Origin of the sequence: Actinomyces sp. Z16, from assembly GCF_003111765.1 — a bacterium.
Taxonomy (GTDB): Bacteria; Actinomycetota; Actinomycetes; order Actinomycetales; family Actinomycetaceae; genus Actinomyces; species Actinomyces glycerinitolerans.
The window spans coordinates 1,636,495-1,658,433 of the sequence record NZ_CP027862.1; the positions used below are offsets into that span (position 1 = coordinate 1,636,495).

The window sequence follows — 21,939 nt, forward strand, 5'->3', positions numbered from 1 at the left end:
ACCACTGTAGACGCGCCCCCGCGGCGATTCGTGTCAGAGGCCGGCGCTACCCTTGCAAGCAGACATCGAACAGGTGTTCGATAGATGTTCCTTGCTGAGAGGAGGTGCCATGAAACAGACCCGGCGTGGCGCCCGTGCACCCGGGGCGGCGGTGCGCGTGGAGCGCCTCGCCGCCGCCCGCGCCGCCCTCGCCCGTGCCGAGGATCGCGCCGGCCTGCACGGGCGGGCCGCCCGGGAGGTCGCCCAAGCGTTTGCGCAAACCGGGCGGGCGGCGGCCGTATCCGGCGCCGTCGCGCTCGCGGCCCCGGACGCCCTCCCGGAGATGGGGGCCGCAACGCCCGCGGCGCTCCTGCCGCTCGGAGCGGACGCCGTCGGCGCGGTGTCCCTGACCGGATCGGCCGGCGCCCTACTGGCCGTAGCGGCCCTCCGGCAGGGGGCGGAGGACTGGTGTGGGGTCGTCGGCTGTGAGGGGCTGGGCTGGTGCGCCGCCGCCGAGGCCGGCCTCGACCTCTCCCGCGTGCTCGCCGTCCCCGCCGCGGACCTGCCGTCCAACCTGCTCACCTCGGCCCTCGGCGCCCTAATGGACGGTGTCGCCGTCCTCCTGATCTCCGCGACGGCCGCTGCCCGCCTGCGCCCCCGCGACCGCCGCACCCTCCTGGCCCGCGCCCGGGAACGCCGCTGCCTCATCCTCACCCCTTTCCCCTGGGAGGGCTCCCGTACCCTGCATGCCTCGTCCGCCTCACCGGCGTCCGCAGCGCAGACGGGCGGTGTCCTGGTGTCGCTGCGTGGCGCGGCGGTGGTACCGGGGCAGGAACCGGCCGGGGAGCCGGAGCCGGGTGAGGCGCGAGAGCTGGCCGACGGCTACCTGCGGCGCCTTACTTGGAGCGTGCAGGACCCCCACCGCCCCGGGCGGGTCGGCCTGCTGTTCGATGCCGCCGGCGCCCGCCTCGCCCCGGCGGCCGCCGAGGCTCCTGCCGCCAATTCGCCGCGTCGGCACTCGCACCTGGCCCTCGTCACCGCGGCGCGCCGGTCACCGAAAGCGCCGGGACGGGAGGGCGCATGACCTCCTTAACTCCCGCTGCGAGCGTGTTCCCGCCCGCCCCGGAGTCTCGCGGGCTGCGGCTCGTCGCCGTCTGGACGCCGGACTGGCCCGTCGTCGCCCTCACCCTGGAGTCGCGAGAACGACCCGATGTGCCCGATCCGGCCCTGGTTCCCGTTGCCGTCGTGGGCGGCAGGGGCGTCATTGCGGCCTCGGCGCCGGCCCGTGCGGCCGGTGTCGCCCGCGGCATGCGGCTGCGTGTGGCCCGGTCGCTGTGCCCCGAGCTCGTCGTCCTGCCCCCGCAGCCCGAACGGGAGGCCCGCACCTACGAAACCGTCATGGAGGCCCTCACCGAGTTTCTCGCCGATCCGCTCGTCGCCCGCCCCGGACTGGCGCTGTCTGCCGCGCGCGGCCCGGCTCGCTGGGCGGGCGGGGAAGAGCCGCTGGCCGCCGCCCTCGTTGAGGCCGTCGCCACCGGGCCGGGGGTTGAATGCCAGATCGGCATTGCCGACTCCCTGCTCGGTGTCGTCCTCGCCGCCCGCCACGGTGTCATCGTCCCGCCCGGGAGCACGCCCGAGTTCCTCACCCCCTGGCCGCTGCCCTCCCTCCTACACGCCCTGGCCGCCGAGCGGGATCGCCGACAGGCACGAGAGCTGCTGGAGGACTTCGACCGGCTCGGCCTGCGCCGGCTCGGCGACCTCGCCGCCCTGCCCCGCCGCGACGTTGCCGCCCGCTTCGGGCCAGCGGGGGAGCGCCTGCACCGCCTCGCCTCAGGAGACTGGGAGACCCTGCCTCGGGCCGCCCGTCCCGCTGCCGACGTCGTCGCCGAGACCCCGCTGGACCCTCCCGTCGCGCGGTCCGACACCGCAGCCTGGGCCGCCCGCTCCCTCGCCGAGCAACTGTCCCAGCGTCTTGTCGCGCTGGGCCTGTCGGCCGGACGCCTCCGGGTGGAGGCAGAGTGCGAGGACGGGGCAGAGCTGGGCCGCTCCTGGCTGCTGGGCACCACGCCCGCGCCCGCCGACCTCACCGACCGCGTGCGCTGGCAATTGGAGGGCTGGCTGGCCGGTCGCTCCGGCCGACCGCCCGCCGCACCCCTGACCCGCCTGCGCCTCGTTGCCCTAGAGCTCACTCCCGCGGGCGCCGCCCAGGCCGGCCTGTGGACCCGGCCCGGGGAGCAGGTTGAACGCCGAGCCCACCGTGCGGCCGGACGCGTCGAATCCCTCCTCGGTGCCGGCGGTGTGTGCGTCCCCGTGCTGCGCCCCGGACGGGATCCGCGTTCGCGCACCGCCCTCGTCGGCTGGGGGGAGACATCCGTCGGCGGTGCGAACAACATCCGTGAAACAGGCCCCGGAAGTGCGGCCGCGGAGACGGCTCCCTGGGCCGGCGCCCTGCCCGCCCCCTCGCCCACCCTGGTGCCCCCTGCGCCGCTGCCGGCCCGCCTGCTCGACGACGGCGGGCACGACGTCGGCGTCGATGCCCAGGGGCAGCTGGTAGCCGCGCCGGCACGCGTCGACCTGGACCGCGCCCGCGGGGACGCCGCCCCAGCCGCATGGGACGGATGGGGTGAGCCGCTGGAGTACTGGCGCGGGGAGCGGCGGGTCGTGTCTTGGGCGGGACCCTGGCCGGTCGACGAGCACTGGTGGCGGCCCGGGGGCGCGTCGCGCCGTGCCTACCTGCAGGTTGTCACCGACGTCGGCCCGCCTCTGCTACTCGCTCGTGCGGGCCGCTGGTGGGTCGACGGCGTCTACTCCTGACGGGGTCCCAGCACGGTGAGGCTGACGATGCCGACCACGCACAACCACACCAGGGCGATGGCCCAGCCGGCCAATACGTCCGTCAACCAGTGGTAGGCCAGGTATACGCGCGACAGGCCCACAGCGGCGGCGGCCATGCACGCCGCTATGCCCGCCAGCGCCTTGCGGGCAGGCGACGCCGTCGAGACCAGCGCGAATCCCGCCAGCACGCCCACAAACACTCCGGTGTTGAACGAGTGTCCGGAAGGGAACGACCAGGAGGAGGCGGGGTCGCCCAGCAGCAGCGCGGTGGATGGGCGCGCGCGAGCGAAGATGAGCTTCAATATCACCGTTAGCAGCGAAGAGCCGACCATGGCCCCGGCCAGCACCAGGGCGCGGCGCCAATGCCTGCGCAACAGTAGGAACGTGCATACGGCCGCGGTGAGCAGCGTCAGCCCGAGCGTGCCGCCCAGTTGAGTGACCGGCCACGCCACCGCGGTGACCAGCCCGTGCCGTGCCCGCACCGCCCAGGCGGTAACCGCCGGATCGTAGACGGCCGGGGAGTATCCGCACTCGGTGCTCACCGCCAGCCATGCGAACACGGCGGCCGCCGCCGTCGCCATAAGAGCGAGAAGCGGACGGAGGTCCCGCTGCGGGACGGCGATGGTTTGCTGCATTAGACGCGAGCCTATAGGCCCGCCCTGGGTGCAACCTGTGACGCGCGACTGCGGCGGAGCGGGTGCGGGGGAGTGCGCGGTCGGCCGGTAGCATCTACGGCGGGTCGCCCCGGACCCGACGGGCGGGCACCGGAGGTTGCGGAGAGGGCCTTGCGCCCGCTCCGGGAGAGGAATCAGGACGCGCATGGCCAAGCTCTATTTCCGCTACGGTGCCATGAACTCGGGCAAGACCACGGGACTGTTGCAGACCGCCTACAACTACGAGGAGCGCGGGCAGCGGGTACTCCTGGTCAAGGCCGCGATCGACACCAAGGGTAATGACACCGTGGTCTCCCGCCTGGGGATGACTCGCCGCGTCGACCTGCTCGTCACCGCCGACGACGACGTGCGCGCCCTGGTACGCCGGGCCGCCCTGGGGGAGCGCGCCGCCGACCCGCAGGCCGGCCCGCGTGAGACCGTCGACTGCGTACTGGTCGACGAGGCGCAGTTCCTCACCCCGCTGCAGGTCGACCAGCTCATGGAGATCGTGCTCATCGACGACATTCCCGTGCTCGCCTACGGGATCCGCACCGACTTCCGCACCGTGAGCTTCCCCGGATCGCGGCGCCTGCTGGAGATCGCCCACTCGTTGGAGGAGCTCAAGACGATCTGCCGCTGTGGGCGTAAGGCCATCTTCAATGCCCGCAAGGTGGGGGAGGAGTTCGTTTTCGACGGCGATCAGGTCGCCATCGATGGCGTCGACGTCACCTACGAGTCCCTGTGCGGCAAGTGCTATCTGGAATTCGGGGGCGTGCTGCCGGGGGAGTGAGGGCCGGGGGAGGGCGCCGGGCCGCGACGCGCGAGCCGGCGCACACCGGGATATGCGGGCCAGAGTGCACTTCCGAGGAGGTCCTTGTATTGGGGGAAATACAAGCGATACCGTGGAGACGTGGATGTCTACTACGCCATCATCGCCGACATCGTCGGCTCCCGGCGTCTGACCGACCGGCGCGCCGCGCAGGCCACCTTCGCCGATGCGCTCACGCGGGCGGCCGCGGGGCTGTCGCTGCCGCAATCGCCCATCGCCACCGTAGGTGATGAGTTTCAGGCCATCGCCGCCTCGCTGCCCGCTGCCCTGACGCTCACTGTGCGCGTCCAACTGCTTCTTCCCGAGGGGTTGGCCCTGCGCTTCGGCATTGGTGCCGGACGGGTGGGGACGGTCTCCGCCGACGCCGACGGCGCTGGCGCCACCATTCAGGACGGCAGTGCCTGGTGGGCGGCACGCGAGGCCATCGAGCAGGCGCACGCCGTCCAAGACGCGGGCCGAGAGTTCTGCCGCAGCTGGCTGCGTGTGGCGCAGGACGCCGTCGTCCCGGGCGATGCACAGGAGGTTGAGGCGATCGTCAATGCGCTGCTCCTGCTGCGCGACCAGGCCGTCACCCGCCTGCGACCGCGACAGCGGCGCATGACCGCGGCGCTCCTGGCCGGCGCCACCCAGGTCGAGGTGGCTCGGGCGGAGAAGGTCAGCCAGCAGGCCGTCTCCGACTTCTTCCGCGGGCCGGGGGCCGCCCTCATCGAGGGCCAAACCCTGCTCGACACCCTGCTCGACACTGTCGCCGTGGCGCGCACGGGACGCGAACCGCAGGCGGTGCAGCAATGACCGCGCTCGTACTGCTACTCGCCGGGCTCGCCAGCACCTTGCCTGTGCTGGCGCGGCGACTCTTCGGCGAGGGACGTCCAAGGCGGCGAGCCGTAGCAATCGCCGCCGGGACCGGGGCGCTCGTCGTCGTCGGGATTCTTCTCGCCCGGGGACCACTGGGACTTGCGGCCGCCGGTGTCGTGGTCGCCATCGTCGTCCCGGTGGTGTGGAGCGTTTGGGAAATGCTCGCGCCCAGTGAGCGGGGCGGGGCGGTGTCGCTCATTGCGCTCGCCGTCGGCTGTGGGGCCTGTGCCGTGCTAGCCGCCCCCGTCGGCACGTCGGCGGCGCGGGCGTGCGCCGTGGCGGGCGTGGTCATTCTCCTGGGGGCGCCGGCGAATGGGCTGGTGTCGGCCGTCCTCAATCTCGCTCGGGGCTCTAACTCGTCCGCGGGCACGCTGTCGCCGCTGGTTGTGGCGATGCGTGGTGGCCGCTGGATCGGACCGCTTGAGCGCATCCTCATCCTCTTGCTCGCGGCAGCCGGAGCGCAGGCAGCGGTTGCGGCGGTCATCGCCGCCAAGGGTGTGATCCGCTTTCCTGAGATCAACAAGGATCAGGACGGCCGCAAGGCGGAGGAGTTCCTCATCGGCTCAATGACCTCCTGGATTCTGGCGGTGCTTGCCATCGCTGCGGTGTCGGTGGCTTGAGTTGGAGGGTGTGTCGTGTGGTGCCGGGGCGGGCTCACGGGGAACGATCGCGTGAAGTCATCCGATAGGGGCGTGCCACGTGGTGCCGGGGCGGGCTGAACCGATGCGGGGCCGGTTGAAGCGGCTTGCTGGGTGCTGAGAGATGCGCGAGAAATGTGATGCACATCTCACTGACGTGGGTGCGTTTAGGGCTGTGAGGGGCGAATTCGTGTCGGACCCTCGCGCTACTGTGTACATATGTTCGAAGGTAGGGGTGTTGAGAGCCAGCCCGCCCGGCGTGCCCGGGCGGGTCGGGTGACGTCGCCTGCTGCCGCGAAGCTGACGACCGGGCCCCTGGCAAGTCCTCAACCTCGCCATGCGGCAGGATCCCGGATGGATGGTGAGGTTGAGGACCTGGTCGGTCGTCTGTCGGGGGTGCCGGCGGGCGCTGACCTGGCAGATCTGATTGAGGGCCTGTTGTCGGTGCTGCTGGTGCCCGCCCACCCGGACGTCGCCACTGATGACACCGATGACACCGATGGCGCGGCGGACGCCAATGAGGTTTTGAGTATCCCTGATACCGACGCTGTGTTGGCAGCGGTTACCAGCCCGGCCGAGCGGATGCTGGCCGAGGCGGCAGGGCGGCTGGGTATGGACTGGGGACAGGGTGCAGGGGCTGATGCGCTGGCCTGCTTGGGTGGCCAGGTACTCAGCGAACTGGTGGGGGCCTGCCACCGGCTGGGTGCCTGGGCGGCCTGGGCGGAGGGCGTGGCGGCCGCCTGCCTGACCCGGACAGCAGAGATGAACCGCGGCACCCCGCCCTGGGGGCCGGGCGGCCGGCTTGAGCAGTTCATTACCGAGGATGAGCGGAGGTTCACCGCCAGCGGGGAAATCGCCGCCCGACTCGGCACTACTCGCAGCAGTGTGGACCTACTCCTGGACCGTGGCCAGGCATTGCTGCAACCCGAGTTCGCAGCCACGGAGGCCTTGCACCGGGCCGGTCTACTGGACACCTCCAAGACTGCCTTGATCGTCCGCCGGCTGCAGGACGTCAACCCCGACACGGCGGCAGCGGTGCAGGAACGGGTGCTGGCCCGTGCTCCACGCCGCACCTGCTCGCAGCTGGGGCGGGATATTGATCGGGCCCTGGCCGCCCTTGACCCCAACGGTGCTAGCAGTCGCCGTAGGCGAGATGTGGCGGGGCGGCGGGTGACCCGGCCCCGTCCGGCCGGTGAGGGGACCCACGAAATGCGTCTGCTACTGCCAAGCCTGGACGCGCTACTACTGGACGCCACCCTGGACGCGATCGCCGCCAGCGCACGAGCCGCCGGCGACAGTCGGTCCCTGTCTCAATTGCGGGCCGATGCCATCACCGGCATGACCCTGCGCACCTTGCAGGGCAGCCAGATCCTGGCCTGTCGAACCGCAAACGCCAATGACGTCAGTGCCTTCACCACCGCCGTCAGTGGGACTGGCCCTGCCCTCGCGACGGTCGGGCCGGGGGCTGCTGGTTTGCTGCCGGATGGGGTGCCGTTGCCAGGCCTGCTGGGGGCGCTAAGCAGCCTGGTGGAGCCATCTCGTCCCTGGTGGACGCCATCCGGCATCACCCCCGTGTTCCCGCCACCCGGAATCAGCGTCAACGTTGACGTCACCGTGCCGTTGAACCAGCTCCTACCCGAAGACGGCAGCGAAGGCCTGCCCGCCTGTGACGGGAGAGGTCTGCCCACCTCGTCCGGGGGAAGAACGGTGCCTACAGGCAGCAGGGCAACTACGCCCGAAACCGCCAGTGGCAGTGGGAGCAGTCTGCCTGAAACCGGCGGCGGGAGTCTGCCTGAAACCGGCGGCGGGAGTCTGGCCGTAGCCAGCGTCCGAGGGAGCAGTCTGCCCACCGACGTCGAGGTCACACGGGCGGCTGGGATCGGATCCGGCGGGGCTGCTACCGTCCCCCGGGCCGTCGAGGCAGCCGAGAAGGCTGGGGCGGCGGAGGTTGTGGTCGGCACCGGTCGCGTGGCGGTTCCTGCCGCCACAGCCAGGGCATTGGCAGCTGGCGGCACCTGGCGCAGGCTGGTCACCGATCCACTATCCGGGGTGGTGCTGGACGTGGGCCGCAGTCACTATCGGCCCCCAGCCGGCCTACGCGACCTGGTGCAAGCCCGTGACCAGGAATGCGTCTTCCCCGGCTGTGGCACCCCCGCAGCCCGCTGCGACACCGACCACATCACCCCCTGGGCTTCCGGTGGGGCCACCAGCCTGAATAACCTCACCACCCTGTGCCAAGCCCACCACCGCCTCAAGCACACTCCCGGATGGACCCTCACCCGTCAGAACACGGCCGACGGCGATGGCGTGCTGATCTGGACCACCCCCACCGGGGCTCGCTACCGGCGCACCCCCGACGGCACCATCACCCTCCTGCCCCGCCGCGTCGGGCCGCGTCAACTGGCCATGCCCGCCCAGCAGGCACCCCAATACCTAGCCGACGCGGTCGACAGCGCAGTGGTGAGTCGGCTTGAGCACGGCTTGAGTCTGGCTGCGCAAGCACAGGAACAAGCACGAGTGCAGGAAGGAGGCCCCGCCGTCGGCTCCGGTGGCACAGTGCAGGAAGTCGACTCAGCCGCCGGTTCCGGTGGCACAGTGCAGGAAGTCGACTCAGCCGCCGGTTCCGGTGGCGCAGCTCAGGAAGCCGCCCCCGCTGTCGGCTCCGGTGCCGCTATTGCCGAGGCGCCTGGCGGCGCCTCCACGCGTCCCAGCAGGCGTCCCGGTCGGCCCCCGCAACCCCCGCAAGTAGTCAGCCGTGGGCCCCGGCCCGGGCACCCCATCGGCGCATTCGAGACCGCTCCCTTTCCCCAAGCCCTCCACGACCTGGGGTTAGCTCCATTACTTGACCAAATCCCGCCCTTCTAAAACACACCCCGGAAAGGCGGCGTGAGGTTCTAGTCGTTGGTGGCGCAGGCCCCGAGCCGTTGGGGGCGTGAGGTTCTAGCCACTGGCAGCACCAGGCCCAGCAGCTCTTCCGAGGACATTCATGAGGGCCGCTTCCATGACTTCCATAACCATGAGGACCACTTCCATGAGTCTCGATACCGACATCGGCGGCCGCGGTTCCGGTGCGCTCCCGCAAATGCCCGCCGGCACCATGGCCCTCACCGGTACGGCGGGGCCGGCAGGCACTACCGGAACCCATCGCTATGCCGAACTACATGCTCACTCCGCCTACTCCTTCCTCGACGGCGCCAACGAGCCCGAGGACCTCGTCGCCGCCGCCGTCGAGCTCGGTCTGGAAGCCCTAGCTCTGACCGATCACGACGGCATGCCCGGCATCGTCCGCCACGCCCAGGCCGGCCGTGCCCACGGAATCCCCACCGTTCACGGCACCGAACTCACCCTCGAAGACGGCGCCCACCTGCCGATCCTCGCCCGTGGCCCACTCGGCTATCACCGCCTGTGCGCCGCCATCTCCCGCCACAATCTCGCCGCCGGGCACCGTACCGATCCAGCTCACCGTTTGCCGATCCTGGCCGACGAGCTGCATTCCACCTGCCTGGTCCTCACCGGCACTGTCAACGGGCCACTGCGTCGTGCCCTCGGCGACCCGCATCGCCCCGATGCCTGGGACCTCGCCGCCGCCGACACCGCCCTCGGGCACCTGGTTGACCTCTTCGGCCACGACGGCGTCGCCGTCGAGATCTGTCTTGACGGCAGCCCCACCGACGCAGCCCTGACCGCCGTCCTGACCAAGCTGGCCTCCGAGCACCACCTCCCACTCGTCGCCACCGGCGCGGTGCGCTGCGCCCGCGCGGCCGACTCCCATCTCGCAGACGTGCTCACCGCCACCCGGCTACGCACCGACCTCGAAAACGCCCGCGGATACCTGCCCGCCATCGGCCGCTGGCTACGCGGCCCACAGGACATGGCCCGGCTGCACCGTCGGGCGCCCCACGCCGTCGACGCCGCCGCCGAGATCGCCCGGGACCTCGCCTTCGACCTCGCCCTCGTAGCCCCCGGCCTGCCCGACCCGGAGGTGCCCGCGGGGCACACCCCCGCCACCTGGCTGCGGGAGCTCACCCGCCGCGGTGCCCTGGCGCGGTACGGCACGGAGGCGGAGGACCCCGAGGCCTGGAGGATCCTCGCCCACGAGCTAGACGTCATCGAATCCCTCGGCTTCCCCGGCTACTTCCTCATCGTCCGCTCCATCGTCGACTTCTGTGCCAGCGCCGGCATCCTGTGTCAGGGGCGGGGAAGCGCCGCGAACTCGGCTGTCTGCTACGCCCTGGGCATCACGGCGGTGGACGCCGTCCGCCACCGCATGCTCTTCGAACGCTTCCTCTCCCCGGGGCGGGCCGGCTACCCGGACATCGACCTCGACATCGAGGCCTGCCGCCGCGAGGAGGTCATCCAGCACGTCTACGCCCACTACGGGCGCGACTACGCCGCCCAGGTCGCCAACGTCATCTCCTACCGGCCCCGTTCCGCGATCCGCGACGCCGCTCGGGCACTTGGCCACCCCGCCGGACTGCAGGACGCCTGGGCCTCCCGGATGTCTTATCACTGGAGAAAGGTTCGCACCGAGGACGGCCCCGCAGCGGATGCTCCTCCCGAGCAGGTCCTCGACGTCGCCGAGCACCTGCTGCGCCTGCCCCGGCACCTGGGCATCCACTCCGGCGGCATGGTGCTCGCCGACCGCCCGGTCACCGAGGTCTGCCCCGTGCGCTGGTCCGCCATGGAGGGGCGCACCGTCCTGCAATGGGACAAGGATGACTGCGCCGCCGCGGGCCTGGTCAAATTCGACCTGTTGGGACTGGGGGAACTGACCGCGCTGCGACTGGCCTTCACCAGTCTTGCCGAGCGCGGCGAGACGGTGCCCGACCTCGCCACCGGGGGAGTCCTGCGCCCCGCCCAGAGGGGCCGCCCCTGGGGGCTGCACACGCTCCCGGAGGAGGACCCGGCCGTCTACCGGCTGCTCAGCGCCGCGGACACGGTCGGCGTCTTCCAGGTCGAGTCCCGCGCCCAGATGGCCACCCTGCCCCGCCTGCGCCCGCGCAAGTTCTACGACATCGTCGTCGAGGTCGCCCTCATCCGGCCCGGCCCCATCCAGGGCGACGCCGTCAACCCCTATATCCGTCGCCGCCTGGGCCGAGAGGAGGTCACCTACCTGCACGAGTCCCTCAAGCCCGCCCTGGCCAAGACCCTGGGCATTCCGCTGTTCCAGGAGCAGCTCATGCAGATCGCCGTCGACGCCGCCGGCTTCAGCCCGGCCGAGGCCGACGCGCTGCGGCAGGCGATGGGTGCCAAACGCTCCGTCGAACGCATGGAGGCCCTGCATGAGCGGCTAGTCAGCGGCATGCAGGAACGAGGCATCGACCACCAGACCGCGGAGACCATCTTTGACAAGCTCCGCGCCTTCGCCGACTTCGGCTTCCCCGAATCGCACGCCTTCTCCTTCGCCTACCTGGTCTACGCCTCCGCCTGGCTGAAGGTCCGCAAGCCCGAGGACTTCTACGCCGGTATCCTCGCCGCCCAACCCATGGGGTTCTGGTCCCCACAGACTCTGGTCGCCGATGCCCGCCGCCACGGCGTGCGGGTACTGCCCGCCGACGTCAACGCCTCACGCGAGCAGGCCTGCGTCGAACCCCAGGACGACGCTGCCGCCCCGCCCGCCGACCCCAATGCCCTCAGCCCCCTCGATGTTCACCCCGACCTGGCCGTCCGCCTGGGCCTGGCCCCCATCAAGGGGCTGGGGAACGACGTCGCCGCCGCCATCGTCACCGAGCGCACCGCCCACGGCACCTACACCGGCGTCGCCGACCTCGCCCGCCGCGTGCGGCTGAGCCGCTCCCGTCTTGAAGCACTGGCCGCTTCCGGAGCCCTGGCCTCCCTTGGTGTCGCCCGCCGCGAGGCCCTGTGGGCGGCCGGCGCCCTGTCCCAGGAGTACGGGCAGCGTCATGCCGTCGGCCGCGAGCGGACCGCCTGGTACCAGCCGCCCCTGCCCGGTACCGCCGTCGGCGCTCGCGCTCCACGCCTGGCCGACATGACCGCCCGGGAGCGGCAGGACGCCGACCTGCGCCTGACCGGGGTCTCCACGGAGGCCTCACCCATCGTCTTTCAGCGCGACCGGCTCACCGCCGCCGGCGTGCTCACCGTCGCGGAGGTCCTGCACCACGAGTCGGGGCGCCGAGTACGGGTGGCCGGGCTCGTCACCCACCGGCAGCACCCCAACACCTCAGCCGGCACGATCTTCTTGAACCTCGAGGATGAGACCGGCCTGCTCAATGTCATCTGTCCCGCCGGCATGTGGCGCCGCTATCGCGACGTCGGCCGGCGGGCCGCAGCCCTCGTTGCACGGGGCATGGTCGAGTCCGGTGACGGCGTGACCGCCCTGGTAGCCGAGCACCTGGAGGTGCTGCCGGGAGTCACCTCACCGGGCAGCCGCGACTGGTGCTGAGGCGGCCGCGCCAGCTGGGCGATCAGCGCGTCGCTCAGTCCTTGTCACCGGTGTAGGCGGGCAGCTCGCCGACGACCGGCGCGTCCTTGGTGTGCAGCTCGGAGTACATCGACCAGGCCACGCTCACCAGCGGCACCGCCACGATCGCGCCGAGCAGGCCCGCCGAATAGGTGCCCACGGCCACGGCAATGATGACCACCACCGGGTGCAGCGACACCTGCCGCCCCATGATCAGCGGCTGCAGGATGTGCCCCTCGATCTGGCCGATACCGGCCACCCCCAGGCCCACGACGACCATGGTGATGAAGCCCTTGGAGGCCAGCGCCACCACCATGGCGATGATCATCGCCGTCGGCGCACCGATGATCGGGATGAAGGCGCCGATGAACACCAGCACCGCCAGCGGCGCGGCCAGCGGCACACTGATGACCTGGAGGAAGATTCCCGCCATGATCCCGTCGGTCAGTGCCACGAGCACGGTGCCGCGGGCGTAACCCGCGAAGGTGTACCAGCCGGCTCCCGCGGCGTGGTGGACATCCTCGCGCATGCGGGCCGGCAACTCGTTGAGGAACCACCGCCACATGCGCCCGCCGGAAGCCAGGAAGAAGATCGTGGAGAAGATTGCCAGCGCCAGCACCGCGAAGATGTTCACCACCGTGCCCGCGTTGGACAGCACCTCGGTGGCCAGGGTGGGGGCATTGTTCGCCAGATAGTTCTGCCCCTGTCGCAGCAGGTCTTGCAGCCGCCCCATCAGCTCCTGCTGGGTCAGGTCCAGCGGCAGGGGGCCGTTGACGATGAAGTCCACGATCGTGTCGACGCCGTCCGAGAACTGCGATGCCAGCGTGTTCCACTGGTTGGTAACCGAGGTCACCACGTAGGTGACCATGCCCACCACCAGGGCCAGGGCTGTGAGCAGCGCCAGGAAGGTGGCCGGGTAGCGGGGCATGACCCGGGCGAACAGGTTCACCAGCGGCTGCAGGATCGAGGTGAGCACCAGCGCCATGAACACGCCCACGAACACGGGGACCACCCGGGAGGTGGCGAAGAACACCAGGCCGATGATGATGATCATCCCCAGCAGCAGCCAGGCCCCGAGCCCGCCGCGCACCAGCCAGGAGGGCAGCGAGTTGAGCGGCGAGGGGCGAGGCGCACCGGCTGCCGCCTCGCCGTCTGTGTCCGCGGCGTCGGCGGTGGAGGCGCCCTCATAGCGCAACTGCTGCTCGCGCGCGTCCAGCCGGGCGCGTTCGGCCCGGTCGATGGTGCGGCCCAGCACATCGCGTCCCTCGCGCAGCCGGGAGGTGAAGTGGTGCAGCGCCGAGTCCGATTCCGGCCGCTGCGGCTCCGTTTGGCTCGTCGGCTCCGGCGGGGGCGCGGGTTCGGCCTGCTCCGGCTTGTCTATAGCGTCCGCCATCTCAAACCTCCACTCCGAGCAGTGCGCCCACTTCGGCCGGGGCGGCGGCGAGGGCTTTGGCGCCGCGCAGGATTTCCGGGTTGCCGTATCCCCACAGGGCCCCGATGCAGTCGATGCCCTCCGTCCGGGCGCCGGCGACGTCGTGATCGAGGTCGCCGATGTGCACCGGTCGGCTGACGTCGGCTCCCGCCTCGGCCAGACGCTCAATGGCGGCGTGGATGACCTGAGCCTTCCGGCCGCCCAGGTCCCCGGCGGCCGCCCCGCTGACCGCGCTGAAGCAGTCAAGCAGGCCGGCGTGCTCCAGGATCTCGCGCGCGTAGCCCCCATGCTTTGAGGTCGCCACCGCCAGCGGCACCCCGGCGGCATGCAGGGCACGCACCAACTCGGCCACGCCGTCGTACAGGGGGGAGTCGAGCATCGTATCGCGGTAGTGGCGCCGGTAGGTGGCGACCGCCTCGGCGTTGGCCGTGCCGGTCAGTCCGGCGTTAAGTCGGAAGCCGTCCACCAGCGGCGGGCCGACGAAGCGCATCAGCTCCGCCGGCGTCTGCTTCGGCAGGCCCAACTCGTCGAAGGCCAACTCCAGTGCCGCCAGGATGGCCGGCGCAGAGTCGATCAGGGTGCCGTCCAGATCGAACAGGACGGCGGTCGGGGCGTCGGGCAGGGGGAGTTGACGGTCCTCGCGACCGGCTCCGGCGGTGACATGCATGTTTTTCTCGGCTCGCTCTCGCTCGCGGACGCGGCTCAGACTACTAGCGTGGCACCCATGAGCACGCACGCCACACGCCCCCGCCTGCCGCGGACCACCGCCCTGACCCCGGGCCGGGGAGGTCAGCCACGACTGCTGATCGACGCACCCGCCGGCAGTGCCGAGATCTACCTGCACGGAGCGCACCTGACCGCCTGGACGCCGCGCGGCGGCAGGCCGGTCATCTTCACCTCGCGCCGGGCGATCTTCGACGGCGCGGCCCCGATCCGGGGCGGCGTCCCCCTGTGTCTGCCCTGGTTCGGGGCGGGTGTGAGTGGCGATCGGCGCCCCTCCCACGGGTGGGGGCGGATCTCGCCCTGGCAGTTGTCCAGCGTGCAGTCACGGCCGGGCGGCGGTGTGCAGGCCCTGTTCGCACTCGAGCGTGACGGCATCGCCGCCCTGTACTCCGTAGACGTGGGGGAGGAGCTGGGCCTATCACTGTCCCTGCGGCGCACCGGCGGTCCCGGGGCGGACGAACCGGTGGAGGCCGCTCTGCACACCTACCTGGCGGTGGGGGACGTGACCGCTGTGGAAGTGGCGGGCCTGGAGGGAGCGACCTATCTGGACAAGGTGACCGGCCAGGCCGGCCAGGTGCAACACGGCCCGCTGCGTATCACCGGGCAGACGGACCGCGTCTACGCCTCCGGCGCCCCAGTCACACTCTCCGACCCGGCCTTGGGGCGCCGAGTGAGCGTGATCGGTGTGGGGGCAGCCAACACCGTGGTGTGGAACCCGTGGAGCGCCGGCGCCGCCGCGCTGACGGACCTGGATGACGACGAGTTCGCCTCCATGCTGTGTGTGGAGAGTGCCGTGGTGGGCGATAATGCCGTGCGCCTGGCGCCGGGGGAATCGCTGTCGCTGGGTACCCGTATCACCGTCGCGTCCCTGTGATGCACGGCACCCGGGACGGATTTGCCCGCCTTGGCCCGGAGCGTGTTAACTTTCCTCAGTCAGCAATGCGGGCCTGTGCCCTGCGGCGGTGACCACAAGTCCGAGTGGCGGAATAGGTAGACGCGCTAGCTTGAGGTGCTAGTGCCTGACTAAAAGGGCGTGGGGGTTCAAGTCCCCCTCGGACACCCGCTCGAAGGGCCGCGGCCGGTAGGTCGTGGCCCTTAGTCGTATCCACTGAACGTCGGTAGGCTCGCCGCATGCAGCCCTTCGAGATCCGCGTGCCCGCCGAGACCCGCGACGGCGCCAACCTGCCCGCGCTCCTGTTGTCTGTTCCCACCAGCGCCGACGTCGACCGGGTGGCGGAGATCTGCCAGGATCCCGACATTCAGGAGTGGACCACCGTCCCGCGCGGTTACACCCGCGCGCAGGCGCAGGACTTCATCGACCGCATCGTGCGGGCCGGCTGGGAGGCCGGCAACGACCTGACCTGGGCGGTGCGCGAGGTCGCCGCCGACGGCTCCGCCCTGTTGGTGGGCATGATGAGCATTTCCGGACAGGCCGACGGCGCCTGGGAGATTGGTTACTGGCTCGCTCCCGAGGCCCGCGGTCGCGGCACCGTCTCTCGGGCGGCACGCGCGCTCATCGACACGGCCTTTCACTCGGACGGCCCACTGCACGCCGTCGCCCTGCGCTGGCGCTGCGACATTCACGACGGCGTGCCGAACTGGGCGTCCTGGCGGGTCGCCTGGGGGTTGGGTTTCCGCCGCGAGGGGCGAGTGCGCTCCTTCCTCGCCAACGACGGCGTGCTGCACGACGGGTGGGTGGGCACGCTCCTGCCCGCCGACCCGCGCCGCCCCGCCGCCCCCTGGGACGGTCCCGTCACGGTCGGCGGGCAGGTGGCCGGCTCGTCGCACACGCACGGCGCCGCCACGCCACTGGTGGCCGCCGACCCGGTCGGTGAGCGCGAGGGCGACGACCCCGAGGCGCTGGTGCGCCGCTTCCACTCCACCTACGGGCTGCCCATCCGGACGGATGGGCCGAGTCTGGACCGCGAGAGCCTGCACATGCGCATGAGCCTGATCGCCGAGGAGTTCGGTGAGCTGATCGGCGCCGTCTACGGGCAGGCGGCCCGCGGCGAGGTCGAGGCCGCTTACCGGCGCGCCGTCGCAGCCGACGACGGCACCCGCGACACGGTGGAGGCCGCCGACGCCCTGGCCGATTTGGTCTACGTCATCTACGGCATGGCGCTGGAGACCGGCATCGACCTGGCCGCGGTGCTGGCCGAGGTGCAGCGCTCCAACATGTCCAAGCTCGGGGCGGATGGTCGGCCCATCTACCGGGAGGACGGCAAGGTCCTCAAGGGGCCCGGCTTCTTCCCGCCGGACGTTCCCGGCGTGCTCGGCCTCTAAGAGCCCCGGGACGCAGCCGCCGTCTTCCGGTGCTCCCTGGGATGGGCCGGAGCGCGTGGCAGGATGAGTCCCATGACTCAGGCCGATCCCGCTGCGGCGGACGCACTCCCCGAAACCAACCCCTTCGCCCGCCCCTGGGAGCTCGACCTGGAACTGCCCGACTTCGGCGCCGTCTCGCCTGCGGACATCGAGCCGGCGGTACGGGCCGGTATGGCGGCTCAGCGTGCCCAGTGGGAGGCGATTGCCACCAACCCCGCCGCGCCGACCGTGGAGAACACGGTCGCCGCCGTCGAACGCAGCGGCGAACTGCTTTCCCGCGCCCTGACCGTGCTGTACGCCCTGACCTCTGCTACCGACAGCCCCGAGTTGGACGCGCTGGAGGAGGCCCTCGCCCCCGACCTGGCCGCCCACGACGACGCCTACAGCCTGGATGCGCGCATCTACCGGCGTTTCAAGACCCTCGACGAACAGGTGCGTGCCGCCGCCCAGGCCACGCCCGCTCGGACCCCGGTGGACGCCGACGGTCAGGCGATCGACGCCGAGACCGCCCGCTGCATCCGCCTGGCCGTGGAGGAGTTCGAACGCGACGGCGTCGCCCTGACCGGCCCGGACGCGGACCGGCTGCGCGCCATCAACGCCCGGCTGACGGCCCTGTCCACCCGCTTCGCCACTCTCACCACCAACGCGATGCACGCCGCCGGCGTCGCCAACTTCACTGCCACTCCCGTGCTGGCCACCACCGCCACCCACGCCGAGCGCGTCGCCCTGCTGAACCGGTCGCTGGGCCGTGGACTGTCCGGTGAACATGACACTCGGGCCCTCGTGCTGGAGGAGGCCAGGCTGCGGGCCGAGCGCGCCCGGCTGCTCGGCTACCCCCACCACGCCGCGGTCGTCGCCGCCGAGTCGGCGGCCCGCACCAGCCAGGCCGTCAACGAGCTGCTCACCCGCCTGGTGCCCCCGGCCATGGCCAACGCCCGCCGCGATGCCGAAACCTACGCCGCCCGCATGGCCGCCGACCCGGCCACCCAACCCGGGGAGAGCTTCGGCCCCGCCGACTGGCCCCGCTACGAGGAGGCCGAGCGCAAGGAACGCTTCGGCGTCGACGACGCCACCCTCGCCCCCTACCTGGAGCTGAACAACGTCGTCGAACGGGGCGTCTTCTACGCTGCGACCCGCCTGTACGGCATCGGCTTCCACGAGCGTCCCGACCTGGCCGCCCACATGTACGCCCCGGATGTGCGCGTCTGGGAGGTCCGTGACGGCGAGGGCGATGCCGCGCCCCTGCTGGGACTGTTCGTCGGCGACTACTACGCCCGCGAGGGCAAGCACGGTGGCGCTTGGATGGACTCCCTGGTGGAGCAGAGCCACCTGACCGGCCGCAGGCCGGTGGTCATCAACTGCCTGAACCTGACCAAGCCCGAATCCGGGCCGACGCTGCTGAGCTGGGACAACGTCATCACCGCCTTCCACGAGTTCGGCCACGCCCTGCACGGACTGTTCGCCGATACCCGCTGGCCCAGCGCGTCGGGCACCAACGTGCCCCGCGACGTCGTCGAGTTCCCCTCCCAGGTCAACGAGAAGTGGGCACTGCACCCGCAGGTCATCGCCTCCTACGCCCGCCACGTGGACACCGGCGCACCCTTGCCGCAGTCCCTCGCCGAGCAGCTGCGCAGCCAGGGCGCCTTCGGCCAGGGCTACGCCACCACCGAGTACTTGGGGGCGGCCCTGCTCGACCAGGCCTGGCACACCCTGGAGGCACAGGACGTGCCCGACGACGTGACCGCGGTCGAGGCCTTCGAGCACGCCGCCCTGGCTGACGCCGGCATTGACGACGCCCTGGTCCCGCCCCGTTACCGCACCACCTACTTCGCCCACGTCTTCGGCGGCGGCTACGCGGCCGCCTACTACGCCTACATCTGGAGCGAGGTCATGGACGCGGACACCACCGAATGGTTCCGCACCGACGGCGAGGGCGGCCGCGGCGGCGACCTGGGCCTGAATCGCCGGGCCGGGGAGCGCTTCCGCCGTGAGTTCCTCTCCCGTGGGGACTCCCGCGACCCGCTCGTCTCCTACCGCGCCTACCGCGGCCGCGACCCCAAGATCGAACCGCTGCTGCGGCGCCGCGGGCTGAACTAGATCGTGGCCTTGGCGGTAGACGCGGCCCACGGTTGAGCCGGTATCCTTGCCCACATGACGAATGACCCGCGGTCCGCGCTCAACCGACTCATTGCCGCCTTCGAGGCGCACCTGGACGCCGCCGCGACGGGTGACGAGACGTCCCCGGCCGTTGTCGCGGCGGAGGACGCCCTCCAGGACGCCTTCTTCACCTACGACGACGCCCTGTTCACCACCTACGGCATCGAACTGCCCTTCGACGCCTTCGACTCCGATGAAGACGAGGACGACGATGAGGCGGAGGACGACGAGGACGAGGGTGCCGAGGACGACTACGACGACGAAGACGTGGACGAGGACGACTACGACGACTACGACGACCGGGAGGTCGACGACGACGACTACGAGGGCTGATCAGAAGCGCTCGGGGTAGCCGACCTCCGGCGCCGTCACCTCGTTAAGGACGTGGCGGATTTGCGTCGGCAGGTCCAGATCTTCGGCGGCCAGGGCGCCGCGCAACTGGGCGGGGGTACGCGCCCCGACCACGGTGGAGGCCATCCCGGCGGCGTCGCGCGCCCATGCCAGGGCCACTTCCACGGGCCTGCGGTCCAACCCGGTGGCGGCCGTCGCCACCGCCTCGACTACCCCGCGATGGGACTCACCCAGGTAGGGGGCCACGTAGGAGCGCAGGTGGGGGGAGGCGCCGCGGGAGTCCGGGGGAGTGGTGGCCCGGTACTTGCCGGTCAATACTCCGCGTCCCAGCGGGGCGTAGCCGATCACGCCGAAGCCAAGGCCCGCCGCCGCCGGCAGCAGTTCCCGCTCGATGCCGCGTGCCAGGAGCGAGTGCTCCACCTCCACGGCGGCCAGCCCCGGCCCGCCGGCCTCACGCAGCAGGTCCGCCAGGTGCACGCTCGCCCAGGCGGGGTGGTTAGACACCCCCACGTAGCGGGTGCGGCCGCTGGCGACGGCGATTCGTAGCGCGTCGGCGGTCTCCTCAAACGGAGTGGTCGCATCGGGGACCTGCACCAGCCATAGATCCAGGTGGTCGGTGCCCAGACGCGTCAGCGAGTCATCCAGCGTGTCAAGCAGGGTGCCGCGAGAGGCATCGGCCGCCGTCGAGCGGGCGCCGGTGCGCCAGGTGCGCACACCCGCCTTGGATACCAGCACCACGTCGCGCCGCTCCACCGTCCCGGCGAGCAGACCGCCGATCACCTCCTCCGAGGCGCCCTCGCAGTAGGAGGCAGCCGTGTCCAGCAGGGTGCCGCCGGCGTCGAGGAAGATCTCCAACTGGTCCTTGGCCTCCAACTCGTCGGTGTCCCGGCCCCAAGTCATGGTGCCGAGGCCGACCGCCGAGACGCGCAATCCGGTGCGCCCGAGCCGCCTGTGTTCCATGGCCCAACCGTATGGCGTCGTCGGCGCCATACCGGGCAGGCCGCCGACGGCGCGCCCCCGTCACTCGCCTCGATTGACATTCGGAGGCGGGTGGCGGGGCGCCCTCCGACTCACTTGCGGACGGTGATGGTCCAGGAGGCCTCGCCGGTCTTGGTGAACTCGGTGACGGTGTAACCGTTGTCCGCCGCCCAGGCGGGCAGCGACTGGGTGCCCTGGGTGCAGTCGAAGGCGATGACGAGCTCGTCGCCGATCTCCAGATCGGCCATCGCCTCCTCGGCCTCCATAACGGGGAAGGGGCAGACGAGGCCCTCGGTCTCCAACACGGTACGCATGACTGGGTCCTTTCGATGAGTGAATGAGGATGGGATGACGGGGGGGTGCCCCTATGTGGTTTGTCAAGCGGCGGTGGGTAGTTGTTGGGCTGGTGGGTCGTAGAGGGAGCCGTGGCGGATCATGGCGTATAGGGTGAGGATGCGGCGGTGGGCGAGGGCGAGTACGGCTTGGTTGTGGCGCTTGCCCTGGGCGCGTTTGCGTTCGTAGTAGGCCCGGGATGCGGGGTCGGATCTGAGGGATGCGAAGGCTGACAGGAACATGGCGCGTTTGAGGCGCTTGTTGCCCGCGTGGGAGACGTACTCGCCGCGTATGGAGGACCCGGACCGCCGGGTGACTGGTGTCAGGCCGGCGTATGAGGCCAGGTGGGCGCCGGTGGGGAATGTTCTGCCCGCGGTTTCGGCCAGGAACACAGCGGCGGCCGGGACCCCCACCCCGGGCATGGAGGTCAGGACCGGGTAAAGAGGGTGGGCCACCCGCCAGGGCCACTGGCCTGGGCGGCGACATCGTCGCGTTGGGCGTGCAGGGCGATGAGCTGGCGGGCCAGGTGGGGCAGCACCACCCCGGCCGCGTCGGTACCAGCGACCACGACGGTCTGCTTGCCCAGGGCGTCGGTGATGGCCTGCGCCCAGGCGGCATGGCGTCTGCACCCGTTGGATTTGAGCTTGGCGTCGATCCGGGCTCGCCCGGCCTTGCGCAGGCGGGCGGGGGTGGGCCAGGCGGCGATCACCTCCAGCACGCTGTCGTGTTCGAGCCACTTGCCCAGCACAGTCTCGAGGGCAGGGTGGATCTGGGTGTACAGGCCCCGGATACGGTTTGCGGTCTGGTTGACCTGGCGGGCCAGGTCCAGGTCAAAGCCGGTGAGCATGCTCAACGCGGCCGCGTCCTCGTCCGAAGTGCTGATGGACCTGAGCGTGTGGGGCATGGTGCGGGCGGCGTCGGCGATCACCGCGGCGTCCTTCGCGTCGGTCTTGGCACTGCCCGGGGTCAGGTCCGCGATACGGCGCATCGACAGGCCGGGCAGGTAGCCCACAGTTATGCCCATGTCCTGGGCCACCGCCACCGCCAGGGCGCCGATGGTGGCGGGCTGGTCCACCACTACCAGGAGCCGGCCGTGCTCCATCAGCTGCTCGTAGACCTCGCGCAGCCGGTCCTCGCTGTTGGGTAGGGCCTTGTCGAACAGCTTCTTCCCGTCGCCGGTCAGGGCCGTGGCCCAGTGCTCGGCCTTGCCCACGTCAATACCGATGAAGACCTCCACATCCTCGATATCCATCTTCCCGCGTGCCTCTCTCGTGCGTTGGTGGGTCAGCCTGTCAGGCAGACGGCCCCGCACCCACGTTACGAAAGGACTCTAAGGCTAAGGCGCCTTGGTCCGTTCCCCTAATCAGCGATCACCATCCGCCCGCCACCATGGGTGACAACACCCCCCGGATCATCAAACGACAGGGGCAAGA

16 protein-coding genes, 1 tRNA gene and 1 pseudogene are annotated in these 21,939 nt (G+C 71.1%); 12 read left to right on the top strand and 6 right to left on the bottom strand.

What is annotated here, in order from left to right:
* The first annotated feature begins 109 nt into the window (after positions 1 to 109).
* Together C3B71_RS06740 and C3B71_RS06745 are read left to right on the top strand one after the other, a co-directional pair.
* Complete coding sequence (locus C3B71_RS06740) at positions 110 to 1,063, top strand: hypothetical protein (protein WP_108966932.1); 954 nt, start codon at positions 110 to 112, stop codon at positions 1,061 to 1,063.
* On the top strand, positions 1,060 to 2,793 hold the full coding sequence (locus tag C3B71_RS06745; protein ID WP_108966934.1) for a DNA polymerase Y family protein: 1,734 nt from the start codon (positions 1,060 to 1,062) through the stop codon (positions 2,791 to 2,793). Before C3B71_RS06740 ends, C3B71_RS06745 begins: the two co-directional genes overlap by 4 nt.
* On the opposite strand, the gene C3B71_RS06750 is transcribed toward C3B71_RS06745, so the two are convergent.
* Positions 2,784 to 3,449 carry a phosphatase PAP2 family protein gene (locus C3B71_RS06750; RefSeq protein ID WP_159097658.1) on the bottom strand — a complete coding sequence of 222 codons (666 nt, stop codon included), beginning with the start codon at positions 3,447 to 3,449 and terminating at the stop codon, positions 2,784 to 2,786. The genes C3B71_RS06745 and C3B71_RS06750 overlap by 10 nt on opposite strands.
* Before the next feature lie 184 nt (positions 3,450 to 3,633).
* Here C3B71_RS06750 and C3B71_RS06755 point away from each other — a divergent pair, with 184 nt between their 5' ends.
* The 5 genes from C3B71_RS06755 (at position 3,634) to C3B71_RS06775 (ending at position 12,192) form a co-directional block, all read left to right on the top strand.
* Complete coding sequence (locus C3B71_RS06755) at positions 3,634 to 4,257, top strand: thymidine kinase (protein ID WP_073332556.1); 624 nt, start codon at positions 3,634 to 3,636, stop codon at positions 4,255 to 4,257.
* Between the two features lie 120 nt (positions 4,258 to 4,377).
* A complete protein-coding gene (locus tag C3B71_RS06760; RefSeq protein ID WP_108966939.1) occupies positions 4,378 to 5,088 on the top strand; it encodes a SatD family protein in 711 nt (236 codons plus the stop codon).
* Positions 5,085 to 5,771, top strand: coding sequence for a hypothetical protein (locus tag C3B71_RS06765; protein WP_108966941.1), 687 nt, complete (start codon positions 5,085 to 5,087; stop codon positions 5,769 to 5,771). Before C3B71_RS06760 ends, C3B71_RS06765 begins: the two co-directional genes overlap by 4 nt.
* Positions 5,772 to 6,143: 372 nt before the next feature.
* Complete coding sequence (locus C3B71_RS06770) at positions 6,144 to 8,654, top strand: HNH endonuclease signature motif containing protein (protein WP_108966943.1); 2,511 nt, start codon at positions 6,144 to 6,146, stop codon at positions 8,652 to 8,654.
* A gap of 232 nt (positions 8,655 to 8,886) precedes the next feature.
* Complete coding sequence (locus C3B71_RS06775; RefSeq protein WP_108969652.1) at positions 8,887 to 12,192, top strand: error-prone DNA polymerase; 3,306 nt, start codon at positions 8,887 to 8,889, stop codon at positions 12,190 to 12,192.
* A gap of 34 nt (positions 12,193 to 12,226) precedes the next feature.
* Here C3B71_RS06775 and C3B71_RS06780 read toward each other — a convergent pair whose 3' ends face one another.
* Complete coding sequence (locus C3B71_RS06780; protein ID WP_073332547.1) at positions 12,227 to 13,603, bottom strand: AI-2E family transporter; 1,377 nt, start codon at positions 13,601 to 13,603, stop codon at positions 12,227 to 12,229.
* Between the two features lies 1 nt (position 13,604).
* Positions 13,605 to 14,309 carry an HAD hydrolase-like protein gene (locus C3B71_RS06785; RefSeq protein WP_108966945.1) on the bottom strand — a complete coding sequence of 235 codons (705 nt, stop codon included), beginning with the start codon at positions 14,307 to 14,309 and terminating at the stop codon, positions 13,605 to 13,607.
* A 57-nt stretch (positions 14,310 to 14,366) separates the two neighbouring features.
* On the opposite strand from C3B71_RS06785, the gene C3B71_RS06790 reads away from it, so the two are divergent.
* The 5 genes from C3B71_RS06790 (at position 14,367) to C3B71_RS06810 (ending at position 19,177) form a co-directional block, all read left to right on the top strand.
* Positions 14,367 to 15,239 (top strand): D-hexose-6-phosphate mutarotase, encoded by an 873-nt coding sequence (locus C3B71_RS06790; protein WP_073332542.1) that lies wholly within the window; start codon positions 14,367 to 14,369, stop codon positions 15,237 to 15,239.
* 96 nt (positions 15,240 to 15,335) lie between these two features.
* Positions 15,336 to 15,423 (top strand) — tRNA-Leu (locus C3B71_RS06795).
* 73 nt (positions 15,424 to 15,496) lie between these two features.
* The gene (locus C3B71_RS06800; RefSeq protein ID WP_073332540.1) at positions 15,497 to 16,648 is read left to right on the top strand and encodes a bifunctional GNAT family N-acetyltransferase/nucleoside triphosphate pyrophosphohydrolase family protein; all 1,152 of its coding nucleotides are present in this window, start codon (positions 15,497 to 15,499) and stop codon (positions 16,646 to 16,648) included.
* Positions 16,649 to 16,711: 63 nt separating this feature from the next.
* Positions 16,712 to 18,784, top strand: coding sequence for a M3 family metallopeptidase (locus tag C3B71_RS06805; protein WP_108966948.1), 2,073 nt, complete (start codon positions 16,712 to 16,714; stop codon positions 18,782 to 18,784).
* Between the two features lie 54 nt (positions 18,785 to 18,838).
* Positions 18,839 to 19,177 carry a DNA primase gene (locus C3B71_RS06810; RefSeq protein WP_108966950.1) on the top strand — a complete coding sequence of 113 codons (339 nt, stop codon included), beginning with the start codon at positions 18,839 to 18,841 and terminating at the stop codon, positions 19,175 to 19,177.
* Here the strand turns inward: C3B71_RS06810 and C3B71_RS06815 are convergent, their stop codons facing one another.
* The 3 genes and pseudogenes from C3B71_RS06815 to C3B71_RS06825 all read right to left on the bottom strand — a co-directional run bounded on the left by C3B71_RS06815 (position 19,178) and on the right by C3B71_RS06825 (position 21,758).
* Positions 19,178 to 20,155: an aldo/keto reductase gene (locus C3B71_RS06815; RefSeq protein ID WP_108966952.1), complete on the bottom strand. Its 978-nt coding sequence runs from the start codon at positions 20,153 to 20,155 to the stop codon at positions 19,178 to 19,180. It lies immediately after the preceding gene.
* A gap of 110 nt (positions 20,156 to 20,265) precedes the next feature.
* Positions 20,266 to 20,487: a sulfurtransferase TusA family protein gene (locus C3B71_RS06820; protein ID WP_073332517.1), complete on the bottom strand. Its 222-nt coding sequence runs from the start codon at positions 20,485 to 20,487 to the stop codon at positions 20,266 to 20,268.
* A 63-nt stretch (positions 20,488 to 20,550) separates the two neighbouring features.
* Positions 20,551 to 21,758: pseudogene (locus tag C3B71_RS06825) on the bottom strand (IS110 family transposase).
* Positions 21,759 to 21,939 lie beyond the last annotated feature (181 nt).

What these genes read in the sequence shown, in the direction of transcription:
- C3B71_RS06740 (WP_108966932.1), top strand. Translation starts at nt 110, where the DNA reads ATGAAACAGACCCGGCGTGGCGCCCGTGCACCCGGGGCGGCGGTGCGC.
- C3B71_RS06745 (WP_108966934.1), top strand. Translation starts at nt 1,060, where the DNA reads ATGACCTCCTTAACTCCCGCTGCGAGCGTGTTCCCGCCCGCCCCGGAG.
- C3B71_RS06750 (WP_159097658.1), bottom strand. Translation starts at nt 3,449, where the DNA reads ATGCAGCAAACCATCGCCGTCCCGCAGCGGGACCTCCGTCCGCTTCTC.
- C3B71_RS06755 (WP_073332556.1), top strand. Translation starts at nt 3,634, where the DNA reads ATGGCCAAGCTCTATTTCCGCTACGGTGCCATGAACTCGGGCAAGACC.
- C3B71_RS06765 (WP_108966941.1), top strand. Translation starts at nt 5,085, where the DNA reads ATGACCGCGCTCGTACTGCTACTCGCCGGGCTCGCCAGCACCTTGCCT.
- C3B71_RS06770 (WP_108966943.1), top strand. Translation starts at nt 6,144, where the DNA reads ATGGATGGTGAGGTTGAGGACCTGGTCGGTCGTCTGTCGGGGGTGCCG.
- C3B71_RS06775 (WP_108969652.1), top strand. Translation starts at nt 8,887, where the DNA reads ATGGCCCTCACCGGTACGGCGGGGCCGGCAGGCACTACCGGAACCCAT.
- C3B71_RS06780 (WP_073332547.1), bottom strand. Translation starts at nt 13,603, where the DNA reads ATGGCGGACGCTATAGACAAGCCGGAGCAGGCCGAACCCGCGCCCCCG.
- C3B71_RS06785 (WP_108966945.1), bottom strand. Translation starts at nt 14,309, where the DNA reads ATGCATGTCACCGCCGGAGCCGGTCGCGAGGACCGTCAACTCCCCCTG.
- C3B71_RS06790 (WP_073332542.1), top strand. Translation starts at nt 14,367, where the DNA reads ATGAGCACGCACGCCACACGCCCCCGCCTGCCGCGGACCACCGCCCTG.
- C3B71_RS06800 (WP_073332540.1), top strand. Translation starts at nt 15,497, where the DNA reads ATGCAGCCCTTCGAGATCCGCGTGCCCGCCGAGACCCGCGACGGCGCC.
- C3B71_RS06805 (WP_108966948.1), top strand. Translation starts at nt 16,712, where the DNA reads ATGAGTCCCATGACTCAGGCCGATCCCGCTGCGGCGGACGCACTCCCC.
- C3B71_RS06810 (WP_108966950.1), top strand. Translation starts at nt 18,839, where the DNA reads ATGACGAATGACCCGCGGTCCGCGCTCAACCGACTCATTGCCGCCTTC.
- C3B71_RS06815 (WP_108966952.1), bottom strand. Translation starts at nt 20,155, where the DNA reads ATGGAACACAGGCGGCTCGGGCGCACCGGATTGCGCGTCTCGGCGGTC.
- C3B71_RS06820 (WP_073332517.1), bottom strand. Translation starts at nt 20,487, where the DNA reads ATGCGTACCGTGTTGGAGACCGAGGGCCTCGTCTGCCCCTTCCCCGTT.